The sequence below is a fragment of the Pseudomonas sp. JL27(2026) genome (assembly GCF_056933555.1).
In genome coordinates this window covers 2,118,721-2,134,269 of sequence record NZ_CM167794.1, presented here as the reverse complement: position 1 = coordinate 2,134,269, position 15,549 = coordinate 2,118,721, and the positions used below count along the sequence as shown (strand labels likewise).

General features: G+C 50.6%; 17 protein-coding genes. 11 read left to right on the top strand and 6 right to left on the bottom strand.

The genetic code is table 11. The features are described from left to right. Positions 1-367 precede the first annotated feature (367 nt). Positions 368-523 (top strand): DUF2256 domain-containing protein, encoded by a 156-nt coding sequence (locus AC1Z1G_RS09680; RefSeq protein WP_483626708.1) that lies wholly within the window; start codon positions 368-370, stop codon positions 521-523. Positions 524-546: 23 nt separating this feature from the next. Here the strand turns inward: AC1Z1G_RS09680 and AC1Z1G_RS09675 are convergent, their stop codons facing one another. Beyond that, positions 547-912, bottom strand: a complete 366-nt coding sequence (locus AC1Z1G_RS09675) for a histone-like nucleoid-structuring protein, MvaT/MvaU family (RefSeq protein ID WP_483626706.1) — start codon at positions 910-912, stop codon at positions 547-549. Between the two features lie 337 nt (positions 913-1,249). Here AC1Z1G_RS09675 and AC1Z1G_RS09670 point away from each other — a divergent pair, with 337 nt between their 5' ends. From AC1Z1G_RS09670 to AC1Z1G_RS09655, 4 genes are all read left to right on the top strand, one after another. Beyond that, positions 1,250-1,405, top strand: coding sequence for a hypothetical protein (locus AC1Z1G_RS09670; protein WP_483626704.1), 156 nt, complete (start codon positions 1,250-1,252; stop codon positions 1,403-1,405). A gap of 48 nt (positions 1,406-1,453) precedes the next feature. Further along, positions 1,454-2,701, top strand: a complete 1,248-nt coding sequence (locus AC1Z1G_RS09665) for a hypothetical protein (RefSeq protein WP_483626702.1) — start codon at positions 1,454-1,456, stop codon at positions 2,699-2,701. A gap of 133 nt (positions 2,702-2,834) precedes the next feature. Then, positions 2,835-3,533, top strand: a complete 699-nt coding sequence (locus AC1Z1G_RS09660) for a GIY-YIG nuclease family protein (protein WP_483626700.1) — start codon at positions 2,835-2,837, stop codon at positions 3,531-3,533. After that, positions 3,534-4,271, top strand: coding sequence for a hypothetical protein (locus AC1Z1G_RS09655; RefSeq protein ID WP_483626698.1), 738 nt, complete (start codon positions 3,534-3,536; stop codon positions 4,269-4,271). A gap of 189 nt (positions 4,272-4,460) precedes the next feature. Here AC1Z1G_RS09655 and AC1Z1G_RS09650 read toward each other — a convergent pair whose 3' ends face one another. Next, positions 4,461-6,950, bottom strand: coding sequence for an AAA family ATPase (locus tag AC1Z1G_RS09650; protein ID WP_483626696.1), 2,490 nt, complete (start codon positions 6,948-6,950; stop codon positions 4,461-4,463). A 142-nt stretch (positions 6,951-7,092) separates the two neighbouring features. On the opposite strand from AC1Z1G_RS09650, the gene AC1Z1G_RS09645 reads away from it, so the two are divergent. Together AC1Z1G_RS09645 and AC1Z1G_RS09640 are read left to right on the top strand one after the other, a co-directional pair. Beyond that, positions 7,093-7,722: a hypothetical protein gene (locus AC1Z1G_RS09645; protein ID WP_483626694.1), complete on the top strand. Its 630-nt coding sequence runs from the start codon at positions 7,093-7,095 to the stop codon at positions 7,720-7,722. A gap of 330 nt (positions 7,723-8,052) precedes the next feature. Further along, positions 8,053-9,138 carry a Tle-like phospholipase domain-containing protein gene (locus tag AC1Z1G_RS09640; protein WP_483626692.1) on the top strand — a complete coding sequence of 362 codons (1,086 nt, stop codon included), beginning with the start codon at positions 8,053-8,055 and terminating at the stop codon, positions 9,136-9,138. Positions 9,139-9,431: 293 nt separating this feature from the next. Here AC1Z1G_RS09640 and AC1Z1G_RS09635 read toward each other — a convergent pair whose 3' ends face one another. The 3 genes from AC1Z1G_RS09635 to AC1Z1G_RS09625 form a co-directional block, all read right to left on the bottom strand. After that, positions 9,432-9,812 carry a hypothetical protein gene (locus AC1Z1G_RS09635; protein ID WP_483626690.1) on the bottom strand — a complete coding sequence of 127 codons (381 nt, stop codon included), beginning with the start codon at positions 9,810-9,812 and terminating at the stop codon, positions 9,432-9,434. Positions 9,813-9,901: 89 nt separating this feature from the next. Next, positions 9,902-10,192, bottom strand: coding sequence for a hypothetical protein (locus AC1Z1G_RS09630; protein ID WP_483626688.1), 291 nt, complete (start codon positions 10,190-10,192; stop codon positions 9,902-9,904). 210 nt (positions 10,193-10,402) lie between these two features. Continuing rightward, a complete protein-coding gene (locus AC1Z1G_RS09625; protein WP_483626686.1) occupies positions 10,403-10,798 on the bottom strand; it encodes a DUF6957 family protein in 396 nt (131 codons plus the stop codon). 240 nt (positions 10,799-11,038) lie between these two features. Between AC1Z1G_RS09625 and AC1Z1G_RS09620 the strand changes: the two genes are divergently transcribed. The 3 genes from AC1Z1G_RS09620 to AC1Z1G_RS09610 all read left to right on the top strand — a co-directional run bounded on the left by AC1Z1G_RS09620 (position 11,039) and on the right by AC1Z1G_RS09610 (position 13,238). Beyond that, the gene (locus AC1Z1G_RS09620) at positions 11,039-11,554 is read left to right on the top strand and encodes a helix-turn-helix domain-containing protein (protein WP_483626684.1); all 516 of its coding nucleotides are present in this window, start codon (positions 11,039-11,041) and stop codon (positions 11,552-11,554) included. 1,218 nt (positions 11,555-12,772) lie between these two features. Further along, a complete protein-coding gene (locus AC1Z1G_RS09615) occupies positions 12,773-13,003 on the top strand; it encodes a hypothetical protein (protein ID WP_483626682.1) in 231 nt (76 codons plus the stop codon). Continuing rightward, the gene (locus tag AC1Z1G_RS09610) at positions 12,996-13,238 is read left to right on the top strand and encodes a hypothetical protein (RefSeq protein WP_483626680.1); all 243 of its coding nucleotides are present in this window, start codon (positions 12,996-12,998) and stop codon (positions 13,236-13,238) included. The genes AC1Z1G_RS09615 and AC1Z1G_RS09610 overlap by 8 nt, the downstream gene beginning before the upstream one ends. 26 nt (positions 13,239-13,264) lie before the next feature. On the opposite strand, the gene AC1Z1G_RS09605 is transcribed toward AC1Z1G_RS09610, so the two are convergent. After that, on the bottom strand, positions 13,265-14,407 hold the full coding sequence (locus AC1Z1G_RS09605; protein ID WP_483626678.1) for a tyrosine-type recombinase/integrase: 1,143 nt from the start codon (positions 14,405-14,407) through the stop codon (positions 13,265-13,267). A gap of 145 nt (positions 14,408-14,552) precedes the next feature. On the opposite strand from AC1Z1G_RS09605, the gene dusA reads away from it, so the two are divergent. Continuing rightward, positions 14,553-15,518: a tRNA dihydrouridine(20/20a) synthase DusA gene (gene dusA, locus AC1Z1G_RS09600; RefSeq protein WP_483626676.1), complete on the top strand. Its 966-nt coding sequence runs from the start codon at positions 14,553-14,555 to the stop codon at positions 15,516-15,518. Positions 15,519-15,549 lie beyond the last annotated feature (31 nt).

The window sequence follows — 15,549 nt, the reverse complement described above, 5'->3', positions numbered from 1 at the left end:
CCCGCCGGCAACTGCAACATCGTTCACCATTTTCCGGCGAAGCCCCAAGTATGTAGCGGAGTGCCAATGGTATGTAGATTTCGATAATCCACTCCGCTGACGCCAGATTCAGTGCCCCTCAACTCGATACAAAAAAAGCTTGATCAACGCCATGCGACAGTTCGAACGAGATGATGTCCTTCGGGCTGCAGCAGGAGACACAGATGCCTTGATAAGAGTGCAAAAGCACAAGGACGTTCTGAATGTGGAATGCCCTGAAGCGAAGAGTAGCGTTGCAGAGCGCCACGCCTTTTTGGTCTAACCATGAGGCAAATGAAGCAACGCTGCCAGGTAATGCTCGCCACATTTTAGAAGAAGGTGCGTCGTTTTGAAAAAGAGTCAGCTTCCAGTCAAAACCTGCATGACCTGCGGCCTTCCCTTTACATGGAGGAAGAAGTGGGCACGCTGCTGGGAGGATGTACGTTACTGCTCGGAGCGCTGCCGGCGCAGTAAAAGCTCAACCAAAGAAAAAGGGCCGTCATAGGGCCCTTTCTACTCAAACCAAAATCACTTGGCCAACCAAGACTCAACAGTCGCGGCGCCGTGCTTCGATTTCCAATCTTTAAGCGTTTTGTGGTTACCGCCCTTGGTTTCGACGACTTCGCCAGTGTGAGGGTTCTTGTAGACCTTCAACTGACGAGGCTTGCGGCTGCCTGCTTTGGACTCAACCGCTGGAGCACGACGACCTGCTTGTGGGTCTAGCAGGTTGATCACATCCTTGAGGCTGTAGCCGTATTTTGCGAGCAAATCGCGCAGCTTCGTTTCGAACTCGATTTCTTGCTTGAGGCCAGCATCGCCCTTTAAGGCTTCGAGGGCCTGGAGTTGTTCAGCTAGGTGTTTTTCTAGCTGGCGGAATTCGGCAAGCTTGGACATAAAAAATTCTCGAGATGAGTGGTACCAGAAGGTTACACCATAAATCACGGAACGAACTTGCAACGAGCTGCTTCTTCGCCGTTCACGCGGACAGCCAGCAATGCACAACACTTCAAAGCTAACTCGACGATCATTTTGAAACTCGCTCTACACTAACTTGAAGATCTGAATGACGTCCATTCACTTCGTAGTAGTCGATCCCTGGATGGTCGTGGAATCAACAACTTGTGAATGCGCTTCAGATTTTTCCTAGTTTGCCCCCCTGACCACAATCGGAAGCGTACGTAAGGTTGATCATGACGCCCAAGCGTCCAACTAAACCTTCAAGGAAAATGACATGACCAAGAAATCTTCCAGCACGAAATCTCAGCCTATGACTCATGACGCCAAGGCGCGTATCTACTCGGCGACGGCTCGAGAGAATGACGGCGTCATCCCGCCAGACAGTTTTGCTTCCCGAGCAGCAAGCGCGGCAGACAAAGCCCAAAAATAAAGATGCTCAGCACCCAAGGGGGATTACCTCCTTGGGTTAGGTGATTGTATGAAGCTACCAATCTCACCCTACCCCTCTATAGGCGAAATTGTCTACGAAGTTGGCACCCGCAGCGGCCTTGTGCTCTCAACAGACAATACTGGCTTTTACGATGATTTGAAGGCTTTCAAAGACGAGCGCAAGCGGCCTGGTCTCGATCCAATTGAGATTCCAACTACCATTCTGTTCAAGCTCGAAAATCGGTTGGCCATCTTTATTGGGGATGAGTTGTTCGCCAATACTATCTTCGTAGCTTGGCGCCGCTGGCTCGAATATTACGCAGCCGTCATTCCCAGGCACGATGCAGGATTACTTCACCGACGAGACATGATGTATCTACTTTGGCCGACGATATTCGCGTTCGGCGGCGGCCTATTGCTGAAGATGATCCACCACACCCTGCCAATCGTACCCTTGGATAAATTGTTGTCTGATCCAGCACCATTTGGTTGCCTCGTTAAGGCTTTTTGCACTTGGGACGCTAAGGACTACGCCAAAATCTGTGAGTATCGGGCAGAGGTAAATGGTATTGATCTCGATAACTGCCGAGATACGCTCGACGAATGGCTGAAAGGCCCAGCGGTTCCAAACCTGGATCGAGCTCAAGAAATACTCCAAGCGCTGGGCCTGAATGACGAGTTTGCACCGAAGCTGTGGATGGTAGCCTCCAGGCTCTTAGGCCGGACGCCACTCAATTATCGCAAGGCGATCTTAAATCACCTTGAACTTCCCGAAGGCTCTGGATCTATCGAGGACGCTTTCTTCTGGCGCAAGCGACAACTTTCAATCGAACGGGGAAAAGATCTAAATATCGGCCCGGATAGACCTTACTCCGCGCTTCGAGAAGCACTCTACGATCCAGCTGTGCCTAGAGATGCTCATGCGGTAGAAGACATGCTGAGTCGCCTTGAAAAAACGTGGGCTCCCATTGCAGAAGAGACATATCACATCATTGATTGGTTTCGTGGTCGCTTTCTGGTTCTTTCCGGACAGGAAGAAAAAGCCATGAAATGCTATCAGGACGCCTATAGCCGAGGAGTTGGCCGAGAGGCTGATGTGTTCAACCATGTACTGCCTGAAGCTCTTGCACTAGCAGGTAAGCTAGGTAAGAAAAAATGGGTCGCGCGGTTCGACTCGCTGCTTGGCCTACACTGGAAAGGTGACTGGGACGGCGACTCTGAATCATTGGGCGAGCTTTTCAAAAAGCATTTTGACAGTCGGCTGCTGTATAGAAGAGATGATTCACAGCAGGAGTGACGGCGTCTGTTTTACTGAATATTGGCATCGAAAATTATAGCTGATCTATGCTGGATACAGCTCCGGTGTGCATTAATGAGACGTGTCTTTGCGGTAGCCGAATAACCTTTAGGATCAGTGCAAGGAAGCCGGCGTGAAATTTTATCGCTTCGATCCCCAAAAACTTGCCGCTCCTGTGAAGCATGACGCGCATGGAGATTCTGATTTGGTCGGCCTGATAACTCAGGTGCGTCCCAAAGACTGCATTCTGCTGGCAGGATGGGACGCCTCCGCTCAGGTTGGTAAGGTGAGTGCCCTCGGCATCGTGATGGAGATTGATCGAGAGCGAGGCACTGCCAAAATGCTTTGGCGTGAGGCCAATTTAACCCTCCGTCCCACGTCAAACGGAAGGCGTTATTGGGAGCAGTCCAAACACTGGTTTGCTTTTGCTCCCGATGTTGTAAGCCGCTATGGTCTTCGTGACCTGCATGCTGAGCATTTTCCAGACTTCACCGGATTCGATATCCCAGTACCGCCACCACCGGTGGGAAGCTCAAGCAGGTCATCAAGTTCACCTACAGGTGGGTACGTCTATGTCGTTCGGTCTAAGCTAGGCTTCAAGATCGGCAAGACAATCCATTTGAAAGCTCGCACGCGGCTCTTCGAGATCAATCTGCCATTTCCCATCAGCCTTGAGCATTACGCTTGGTTTGATGATTACACGTATGCAGAACGAAGCCTCCACATCACCTATCAAGCAAAGCGCCTTGAGGGCGAGTGGTTTGATCTCAACGCGTCCGATCTTCAGCAAATAAAAACGCTTGGCAAATCCGTTCCAATTGCAGGACTTTAATTGGGTGGTCAAATGGTCGCGACGAGTTACTTGAGAATTGAGGAATCAATAGAAGCTTGTCTTGAAGCATTGACGACAGCTTTGGAAGCGATACCTCCCCAGATCATTGAATGTGCCTCTATTTCTGCTGGCACATCTCCAACAGCAATGCTGGATCACTCAGCCTTCATAAAAGCTTGCGAGAGTCTCAAACCAGCGGTGGTATTCATTCATCGAGAGTACAGTCTTTTAGAAGAACAAATCGCCGATATGGTTTCCGAAATCACTGACATCCAGACTCAGAGAGATACGCTCCAACAGGACTTCCTGGCAAAGGAGGTTGAGCTCATGGCTAGGGCTCAAAGGACTTGCCCCGAATACTCTCACCTCCAGTGTTTCTTCACATCCGGAGCGTCATTAGTCGCTATGGCCTGCGAAGTAGGTGATTACCAGGACTTCACTGAAGCACTCGACAGGTTCGAACAGGCTGTGGATGAGGCGGAAGAAATCGCATCATCTCTAGACCAAGCGAGGCTTAACAGTGAGATGAGAAGGATCGCAGAGGCGGTTTCTATGGATCAGGGTTTCATCTCCCTTCGTGGCAAACGAAAGCGGGCGATGTACGTCCTGAAGCACTACCGACAAGAAATACCTGAGTCTCCCTATATGGAGCGCCCCGATCAGGGATCTGATCCAATTGATCGAAACGTCGTAATGGTGGCAAGAAAGGCCGCTGATATTCTTGAGTTTGGTGTTTGAGCGCGGTCAAGGTTTAACGTGCCACCGTCGCCTATCTCACACGCAGTTGCAGAGCGTTTAGCGACTCAAGAGTCCGCACTACCAATTCCACCACACCAACGTCGAAGTCCTCCCGATTTGCTTCCTCGTGGGTGCCCTTGTTCAGATACAACCAAACCAAGGACTGCTCAGGTATACCCAAGATATGGTCTAGAGCTTGGATAATTGGCGCCTTGTCAGCATGCTCGAAATTCGGCCCCCCCTCAGCTTCGCTCTAATACCCTCGCAGAGATTACGAAGCCCTGGCTCTGCTCCGGAGCCTGCGATTTTCAAAGTCAGCATGCCTTGCTCACAACGCCCCAACCAACCCCACACTTTGCTGGTCAGCATTTCCAACGCTTGTCGCGACGCGCCCAACGCCGCCCTATCATCACCTCGCTCAACAGCCGCACGGGCATTGAGCAGGTAGGACTGCGTCATCGCATTTCCTAGGACGCGAGGATGGTAGTTTCCACTGTGATGCCTGAATGCATAAGCAGCCCAGTGTTCTGGCGCGACGTGGTTCTGGATGTCCTTGATGAATTCGTTACTGTGGCAGGTCACGATGATTTGCGTACCCGTGAAACGGTCGCTTTCAAATATCGCCTCTCTTATGCCCTGACGGTGTTCGTGATCAATAGCGTTAATGGCATCGTCGAATACGATCACGGGAGTTCTAATACTCAGACACTTTGCCAACAAAATGGAAAGACCCAAGCATCTGACGTGACCTTCACTGAGAATCTGTAGTGCGTCGATGCGGGCAGCAGGTGTGCCACGAAAGCTCAACTCGATACGCCCCTCGCCTGTCACTGGCAGGTGTAGCGCTGAAAGCTTGTCTGCGTCCATATCACGCACGTTGAACTCGTTATAGAGCTCGAGAGTCAGTGCGTTCAGGCCAGCCATCAGCGTACTTGGTAGTTCGGTACGGTAACGGCGTAGCAAAATCAGAAACTGGTCGTACGCTCTACTGATTCGCGTATCACGCACAATCGCTTCCGTCTCCTGAGCAACCAGTTGAATCAGCGGTGCATTATCAGCAGCGAATGCCGCGATTCGCGCTTTGGCATTAGCAATCGCTTGCATGGTCTGCTGACGATTGGAGCCCAATGTAGTGACTACAATGCGTGCCTGATTGAGGCGGTCTCGCACTGCGATGAGAGCTTGACGATCATTCAAGATCACTCGAGATGCGCCGTCATGTACCTCAAGTTCTCCTGCCCAATCGACTGCTTGTTGAGCTAATGATTTTCCTGTTTCATCAGGCAGGCAGCCATCCAACCACCATGCGCGCTGGATATCGAAACCCGGATCTGCGAGGTACCGTTGCACAGGTAAAAGACTTTGAACCGTGGCTCCTACACGCTGTGCAAAGGTGGCTAAAAGCATCCGCAACGCTTCCGATGCGGCGTTCCTAGAAACGAGTGAGGTTCGCTGATGTGCTTGCAGTTCAGCCAGTTCCCTCAAACCTGCCAGGCCGTCGTTAGCCTTTTGATACGGGTTGCGAAGGGCGCGATAGTCGCCAGCAAGTGGGGTATCACAGGCAGGACAATGATCCCCAGCTAGATCCTGAAGACCCAATACAGCCGTATAAAGATCTTGGAAGGATATTTCGTTAGCACGCAGTGCTAACTGTGCATCGAGATCATTTAAAGTTAACAGAGCAGAGGCGGCGGCACTGTAGGCACTTGTGAGAGCAGCAGCGCTCACTCCGTAAATAGTGGGTGCCGGTTGATTAATCGCTTGCTCCAGTTCCTGTAGCCGCCCCGGATGTTCTGCACTGCCTATAGCAGCCAAAAGCTGCGCATAGCTCATTCCAGGGCTGGAAGCATTCGCATAATCCTGCTCAGTTTGGGCATGTCGTACCAACGCAGCGCCTTCGTCCGCAACGGTCGCCTTATCTTGATTTAGCGTTGCCTGCTTGGCCAAAAGCTCTTGTTTTTTTACAGCCAGCAGCGTCAGCTGGCCCTCCATTGAATCGTTGAAGTGCCCAACAAAATCGTTGAACTGATCCATTCCGAAGAGCGCGGCTACCAGCTCAGTTTTCTGACCTGCTGGCTTCGAAGCTATGCGAGAAAACGCGTCTATACGGTTCTTTTCGACGAAGCAAAAACGGTAGGCATCCGCATCAGCCATTACCGGTACTTGCAGGCCATCTAAATTGGTTGCCAGTAAAACTGGCCGGGCGAAACGCCCCTCGTGCGAGTTGGAAAGATAACGGTCGGCTGCAATCCGCTTGATGTCCCCCTCGTCCACAGTTCCGAGCAAGGCAAACTCCAGCGCTTCGCACAGGCTAGTTTTCCCGCTGCCATTTGGGCCGTAAAACATGACGATCCGCTTTTGCAGCTCAAAAGGCTCAGGGCGTCTGAAGCCTCGAAATGGCCCAACGGTAAGATGATGAAGTTTACGAAATGGCCAATCGGCTCGGGCCTCCACTGCATGAGCGGCAGGTTCATCGGGCGCCAAGCCCGGCAGCAATCGACTAGCCAATTCGCTCAACACGAAAGATCGCTGGCTGCGCTGCCGTGAGCTTGCGGCAATAGCAGGGAATTTGCCAAGATCATATTGGCAAACCGACGTGCGTCTTCGGAAGCCCTGAGATCTGGGCGGTGGAGCCAATGAACGAACTGCTGGAAATCCTGCAATGCCGACGTCATCCATTTCTCCCGGCGCTGCACATGAGCGCGCTGTCTTACAATACATCGACCAAGAACAGAAACCTACTTCGTCGGCCTGACTCCTTTTTACTAGGCTTCACGGCCATGCTAGCTTAGTACCCCCTACCAATGATGATGTTAAGTATATGTTTGAACCGAAAGATGTTGACCCCGATGACGTCACCTATAACTGGTCTAGCTACAGCTGCCGTGAAACACCTTCTGCCGAAGACTATTTAGAGTACGCTCGAATGGATCTGGCTGATGGAACGGAGTCAAGAAATCTCATTAATGCATTAGCAAACGCTAAAAGAGCACTTCATCTACGAATGGAAGATGTATGCCTAGGTTTCGGTTGCATTTCATTAACTCGCGTTAAAAACTTCCATCTTCTTTCGGACTATATACTTAAATGCGGCCTACCCTCGCCGAGCGTATTGGAGAAATTCAACAAACTTAGAAATGTTACCGAGCATAGCTACGAAGTCCCATCACTCGAAATGGTAGAAATCTATACTGGAGTAGCACACCTATTTTTAAGTGCAACAGATAGATGGTCGGTGAGACATCCATATGAGATCGACACTTGTGTAACAGACAAGTCAGGTACAAAGCAGCTTAGGCACATATTTTTCAACTGGCAGAAGGGTGAAGTAACCCTTAAAATTCGCGACCTCGACAGTAAACCTTACGAATTCCCTCACAGCATAACTTATACAAATAAAGATAAAGAATTCTTCGACTGGGTTAAGTATGGAGTGAAGCACAGCTCTTGATCCCAACATGTGGGTCTTCAGCCGCATATCGATCCTAAAGAGTCTCTCGAAGCACCCCTGCGACCATGATGATTTTCACGACACGGGCGAAGCCTTGCTAGACTACCCGTGATTCATTCATCGGTGTCAAAGAGAGTGCGTGAAGGCGGCTGAATAGTATTCACCTTGTGTTTAAGAGACCTCAGCCTCGATTAGGCGTGAATGTATTTTCTTTCGAGTTTTCGCTAGTCGGGGCGTTAGCCTGGCTGGCATTAGCTATGCGTTTTTTTAAAACAATATCCCTAGCTTTCGTCTGCCGACTACACTCAAGAGAAATTCAGAGGGCATGCGATGAATCTCAAACAAAAAATCACTTGTACATGCGTTTCTTTTACGCTGATTGCCATCAGCGGATGTAGTGGGTTTAGATATTCACCCTTCCCTAAATTCGCCGGTAAGATCGAAGGATATGCTTGGTGTAGCTCTCGATACTTGGATATGGTAGATGCATACCAGACGCCGCCACGTAACCCCAGCGGAGAAACCGCACGAAAACTTAGGCTTGCGAAGGACGGTTATGTTTACGCGTTGGCAGCCACCCTGACACTTCAGCACGATGACGCTAACAACCCTTACAACTTTGGTACACCAGGTTATTTGAAATCCATACCAGAGTTAACCGAAGACCTGTGGAATGGTTTTCAAGCCGAAACGTTTAGCTATCGAAATAAAACGACCGGCCAAAACGAGATGATTATTGCGTTTCGGGGCTCCGATCAATTATTTATAGACTACTTTTTTCAGAACTTTGCAGTTTGGCAATTGCAGAACCAGCCAGCGCGAGAGTATGTTAAAAAAGCTGTTGAATATAGAAACTCTCACCCAGGGCTATTCGGAGACAAGGTTGTTGTAACAGGTAACTCGCTCGGTGGAGGGTTGGCTGCGCACGTGACCAACCATCAAGAGACCGGCGGGATGATCACTGAAGCGTGGGCTTTCAATCCTAGCCCAAGGCCTGGTGTGTCGCCCCCAGATGGCGGAAATCCCAAGATACGACTGCTATCGACTAGCTCAGAAGTTTTAAATATATCTAACCGCCGAAAAATCGGTGCGCAGCCGCAAAATCGCTACACCGGATTTAATCTAATTGAAAGCAGCTCCATTTACAATCACTACCGATGGGTTTTGGCTAGGGAGATATTGTGGTATGCCGACTTGGCACTACACTTTGAAAAAAACACCAACGAAGACGATAGTGAACCACTAAAAATTATCAGATCTCAAAGTATTTCAGATGCTAACTGTGCAATCACAGAGAAGAAAATAGCTTCTGACCGAGTTGAATATAATCATCGATTGCCGACAGCCAGTGGAGCATCTAGAGGTGTTATTCCTGTTGATGAAACCACTGCTGTTGACAAGGTTTTAAATGAATAAGATGTGAAGGTGGTGGGTGCATCTGGGGTTGCAGGCAAACCGCTCCAGATACTGTGGAAGGTAAATGAGGCGTTCTTCACAAGGCTGTTCAACGAGCAGCCTCCATTAAAGCGCTTGTGCGCCAAACGAGTTGTTCATGGTGACTATGCCAGTAAAACTTGGATCTTCTGGAACATCGAAATATACATTGACCAAGCGGATCATTTCACCGAATGTTGATTCGAGAATTTAACTTTAGAGGGGCTATTACAAGGTGGGATAAGGAAACGTTTTTGCAGGTAGCCACCGCCAAATCACTGTAGAAACCTGGGTGTTGGATGGAATGTTCGTGAGAGGCGCAGAAACTCACGCAAACTCGAACGCCCATTCCCGCGCTGAAATGTTACCAGTACATACCGCGAGTTCTCCGTCGTCATCACCCAAAACCTCCCCTCGCGTTCGACCTTCAACACATCAGAAGTCCTGATCAAGTGACCATCGCCGAAACGCCCTAACTGGTCTTTTCGCTTGTGGCCAAAAACAACACCGATACCTGCTCGTGACCTGATGGAAACACCGCAGAGGTAAGCGGTCACTGGCACATCAAAGCCTTGCTCCTGGGCTTTAATGATTCGCTTGAGATCGAAATCCGTGTGGCGTTTTCCGTGGAAATTTACATCTATGGTGTCGAGCATCACTGCGCTCCGGTGCTATTCCGCGAGGGGTTATCAGGAGTTGCGCACGGAACCAGACGCGTTGGTACCGTGCAGGATTTTCGGTAATCTCAATGTCCTTGAATCATGCTCGAGAGAAAGACAGGCCTCAGGTTTTCCAGCGCTTCAATCTGGAAGTCTCGCTGGTGTGAGGTGTGATACACCGCCCCCTTAGCCACTTCCAGCAAGCAAACCTGAGAACCAGACCTGTCCTCACCTACGGTTACTCTGGTTAACCGCTCCATCTGCCAGCCCCCGGACTTATTCATCCAAGATGGCGTCACAGCCATAATCTCGGTGATAGCGAAATCCGCACCTTGGCTTACCAACATTTCTTGAAGCTGGTGGGTGTCGTCAATCATCACGGCGCACTCGCTGAGCCGCCCCTCGTTTTCGACGCTAAGGGTTAAGTGATACCAAGGCGTTCGGAGTAGCCTTGAGACTCCACGCCAATGAGACACGCCTTCCCCGAACATTCCTGGGACGCCTATCAGGTCGTTGTCTAAGGTTCTGAACATGTGTCGCCTCAAGCTGCTGGAGCACGTCAGTTGCTCAGCAGAACCGGTTGGTAATCAGAAAAGGGAAAATATCGCTTCGATAGAAGCAGACTTACGATGGCCTCGCCCGAGCAAGACGTAGACCGTGTTGCGTGTTTCGAATAGGTAGCCTTCCTTGAAAGCGATGCCCATGCTTGAGCGCACCCAATGGCCTGGTTCGAAACGCCTCTGCTCGTCGTCCACAACTTTGTGGGCAAACATGAAAATTGGTTGGCAGCCTGCGGCAGCTACTTTGGCTCGCTCGGCGTCGGTGACGATGGCGTCAAGGATGATCCACTCCTCGACGGCGCATAAGGGCATCCATTTGTAGCGCTTTCTGGCTGCAGACATCGCGTCTTGGAGGCTAACTTCTGAGCCAACTAAAGAGGCTCCAGGGTCTCCGAAAAGCCCTGTATCGATCACTCCAACCATGTACAGCCTCCGAAATATTCTACGAACAATACGCCTGCTCAGCAGAGGCTTGCTGGATAGTCCGCATGCCGGTCTTCATGCCCAGCGAAACGCTCTCATCTAATTCCCATAAATTGCCAAAACGAGCTTACGGAAGCTTCGCTATGGGCCGTCCTTGACTGCTTTATGCGCAATACTACCTCATTATGGTATTTAACGGAAACCCTTCTGTGTGGCTATATCCTGACTTTTGAGTGAGCCATGCAGCTTAGAATCGCACTCGCAGGCGCCATCCGAGCACTGCGTAAGCAGCGTCAACTTCGGCACGAAGACCTTTCTGACGCCTCCGCGAAATCCAAACTCAGCGCCCTCGAGCGAGGCGAAACAAGCATTACTCTTGAGAAGTTCGAGAGCCTTGCTGAGGGCCTTCGAATAAACCCTCTGGCCCTCCTAGCTCTTTGTATGTCCCAACAGCAGGACACCCCCTACCCTGTCCTCATAGATGCTGCCCTGAAGCAGCTGCGAGCGTTTGAGAAAGAAGGAGGTCTTGGAATTCTCGCTGATCAGCTAGCTGATGGAGAGGTCGCCCACCGTAAGCCTGGAAAGCCTCAGAACAAGGGAAGCGAAAGCGTTGTTCGCGAACTTAAAACTGCAGGAATGAATCAATCGCAGATTGCACGGGAGACCGGCCTGGCTCTATCGACTGTGCATCGATATTGGAAGCGGATTAAAGCTACCGAATCTGGAGCTGATAGCTCGATGACAATGCAGGATTGACGCAAGCGCTCTTGAAGGGTTTGGGGCCGCGCGTCGAGATTGGGCGTGGGTTATATGACAACGCGAGACCGAGCGCAAAGATCGGTCTGCCGCCGAGTGGCTTTGATCGCTGGACAACCTTTTTCCGACGTAATCCATCCCCCTCCCTACGCACGGTAACCTCAAGAGCGGTAGCGCCCGATCCGGACTCATAATTTACATATACGCGACATTAATGTCGTTTTTGCGACATTATAAAATCCTTGCCCTTGAATTCGTTTTTCAAAACCGGAGATGTATATTTTGAACTCAAAAGAAAAGCAGCGTTGCCTGCGCCCCCCCCAGTTTCATATTGTAAAAAACTGACGTGTTTGCTGTTTGTTTTTCAGATTTGATCCTTCGATCTATAGGATTTTTGAGCTCATTTTCAACACTATGACATCGTTTAGGGTTGCGCCTCCGCCCCTTAAAACTACTCGCCTATTTGGGGCCGAAGGCCCCGGCTCCTTTTTGCCACCAAAAGCTAAGCTTTTCAGTTACTTTTTTTGGTATATCCGAGGCTCTGCGTGATCGAAAATCGAAAAATCCAGCGAATCAGCCAGAGGCATAATTCCGTTCTGAGCCTTCGCAACTATCGCCACACATCAAGGACTAGAAATATGCTCTGTGATATACAGCGCACCGCTGAGTCGCCGCTGATAAATTAACACCGACGCAGTGGCCCGAAGTTCCCCTCAGCAACGCCGGATGGATGGTTAGATAAATCCCCAAAATCAACCTATATTTATAAACACGCTACATATATAAAACCTCACCTAGCCACCACTAAACTACATAAACGTTATTCTTGGCTACATCATAAATCAAGATGCCAAAGTGATTCACCAAGCGCTGCAAATTTTGTTCCATAGTGGCTATGCTCTTTTTTTGGCTTTGCAACTTACATTCTAAGACTGCGATTCTACGCGCAGGTATTACGAATAGGCCGCCCACCCACAAGAACTTGACCAATGGCAGCTTCATCATCAACAAGTAGATCTTTATTATCTCAGTACAGTTTTCAACATACTCATAGTTAAGAGTATGCCCCAGGCATACCGTTTAAATAATACGTAATGCTCCTTGACGCTCAGAAAAAAAACATTTCTCATGTATTGACAGGCCGCAGGTACGACACCGGGCTTCAGAAAAAATGGAGGCGCTGACGGTCATGATGGCGAGCACTTCCGAGATGTTGATATGCAAAAAAAAATCGCTCAGGGCACAGGCCATGTCATCGAAAAAAAAACCGTGCAAATCTTTAAATTTTCCAAATTACGCTTGGAAGACTTGCGCAGGAACTTTACTGAGCAAGCACACACTGATGACAAAAATAACCTCTGCAGTGCTAAGGAGAGAAAAAGAACTGCTTTGATTACTAGGGTTCATGATTTCGGCAGCACTCAGAAAAAGGCTGCATCGAATGATTGACGTCAGCAACTTGAGAAGCAAAATGGCAGACGAGATCAACTGCTATACCGCCGAGGACATCAGCGAGCTTGCCAAGGTAACCCTTGATACCCTTGCTTACTGGAGAAAGCATGGCAAAGGCCCTAAGCCCATCCGCTTTGGCTCTGCTTACTTGTATCCAAAAAACGCGGTCATGGAGTTTGTCGGCAGCTTGATGGAAGTCGATTCAGACGATTTCATTAGACGCTGCATGTGAAGCGAGGGGGCCAGGTGGCCCCCTTTTCATGCCTGGGCGCTATCCAGTTGACCTAGCTTCTGCAGGATCAAGGCCAACTGCCCATCGATATTTTTTGCGTCCTGTTGCTTGATGTTCAGTGCGTTATAAGCGGTGTGGACGTCTGTTGCTTTGACGTGGGTGTATCGTTTCAAAGTCTGCCAATCGCGGTGGCCGCTCATCAGCGCGACTTGGGGAACGTTCAGGCCAATGCCGAAAAAGTCAGTGATCGCTTTGTGCCGAAGATCGTGAAATCGAACTGGTCGAGACACTCCAGCTTCCGCCCGTGCGCGTGTGAACGCAGTACAAACGGACTTCGGATTGTAGGGAAAAATGCAGCCGGATTTCCGCCCCCCGATAAAGCTCTCTACAAGTTCCCAGGCTGAAGGCAGCAGTGGAACAGTCTCATCGTTACCTTCCTTTAAGTCAGGATGCTTTCGGTCACGAATAATGACTGTCTTATTCTCCCTGTCCAAGTCTTCAATTCTGATTCTGCAGATCTCTGCTTGTCGCATAGATGTGTAGAGACTGAATCGGATCACCTGCGGCATGTCGATCTGCTGACGGGGCTTTGTAGCAAAGACAGCAGTGATAGCGTCGATCTCCTGCTGTGTTGGTACACACTCCACTTCGCGACTTTTGATTCTCATTTTGTGACTTGTCTTCAGCCCCTTACGCGCCTTGTCGGCCAGATCTGGGTCAACATCAAGGTGCTTAGTGTCATAGCAATAGCGAAGCACAGATGATAGCAACGAGAGATCACCAGCAATTGTTTGACCCTGAACGCCCTCTTTTTTCCTGGCATCAATGAACGACTCCAGGTGACTCTTCGAAAGCCGTTCGATGCCGATCTTGCCCAGGCGTTTCTTCAGAGCTTTGTAGATGAACAGTGCGCTCCGCTGAAGGGTACGGCCCTGCTGTATGTAATCGAGGTAGTCATCGATATAATGCGCGACAGTTGAACCCTTGGGAGCAGCGGCCCTGCCGGTGGCTTTGATCTCTTCAAGCTGACGTGCTTTTTCCTTTGCAAACGCCTTTGCAAGCTTCTCTGTCGTGAACGTTTCACTGATCGCCTTGTGACCTTTTGATCGAATCAGCACACGCCAGTTGCCGCTTGGGAGCTTTTGGATTGAAGCCATGGTCGTGTTCACTCAGTGTTCATTTATCCATACCCGATGCATACCTTTGATGCACACGGCGTGTACTCCAGGTGTACCCAAACCGTCATTTTGGCCCCTGAAATGTACACGAACGATAGCACAAAAACCTGCTGAAGGCCTTTAAATACAAGGCTTTATGAATCGTAAATTTTCTGTAGCACCCATGATGGACTGGACTGATCGTCATTGCCGTTTCTTCCTGCGCCTGCTCTCCAAGCATGCGCTGCTCTACACCGAGATGGTCACCACTGGCGCACTGCTCAACGGCGATCACGAGCGTTTCCTGCGTCATAACGACGCCGAGCATCCGTTGGCGTTGCAGTTGGGTGGCAGCGTTCCGGCCGACTTGGCCGCGTGTGCGCGTATGGCGCAGGAGCACGGTTACGACGAGGTGAACCTCAACGTGGGCTGTCCGAGTGATCGGGTGCAGAACAATATGATTGGTGCGTGCCTGATGGCGCATCCGGTGTTGGTGGCCGATTGTGTGAAGGCGATGCGCGATGCTGTGTCGATTCCGGTGACGGTGAAGCATCGCATCGGGATCAATGGGCGGGACAGTTACGCGCAACTGTGTGATTTCGTCGGCACGGTTCGGGATGCCGGGTGCACCAGTTTCACGGTGCATGCGCGGATTGCGATTCTGGAAGGGTTGTCGCCGAAGGAGAACCGGGACATTCCGCCGCTGCGTTATGACGTGGCCGCGCAGTTGAAGACCGATTTCCCGGAGCTGGAGATTATTCTCAACGGCGGGATCAAGACGCTGGAAGCCTGCCGCGAACATTTGCAGACCTTCGACGGCGTGATGCTGGGCCGCGAGGCGTATCACAACCCTTATGTGATGGCTGAGGTGGATCAGCAACTGTTCGGCAGCACCGCCCCGGTGATTACCCGGGCTGAAGCGCTGGCACAGTTGCGGCCTTACATCGCTGCGCACCTGGACGCTGGCGGCTCGATGCACCATATCACTCGGCATGTGCTGGGCCTGGGCACCGGTTTTCCGGGGGCACGCAAGTTCCGGCAGTTGTTGTCGGTGGATATTCACAAGGCCAAGGAGCCCTTGGCGTTGCTGGATCAGGCGGCGCAGTTGCTGGACGGTCGTTAAACGCCAGGTGCGTTGAACCTGCGGGGTGTTT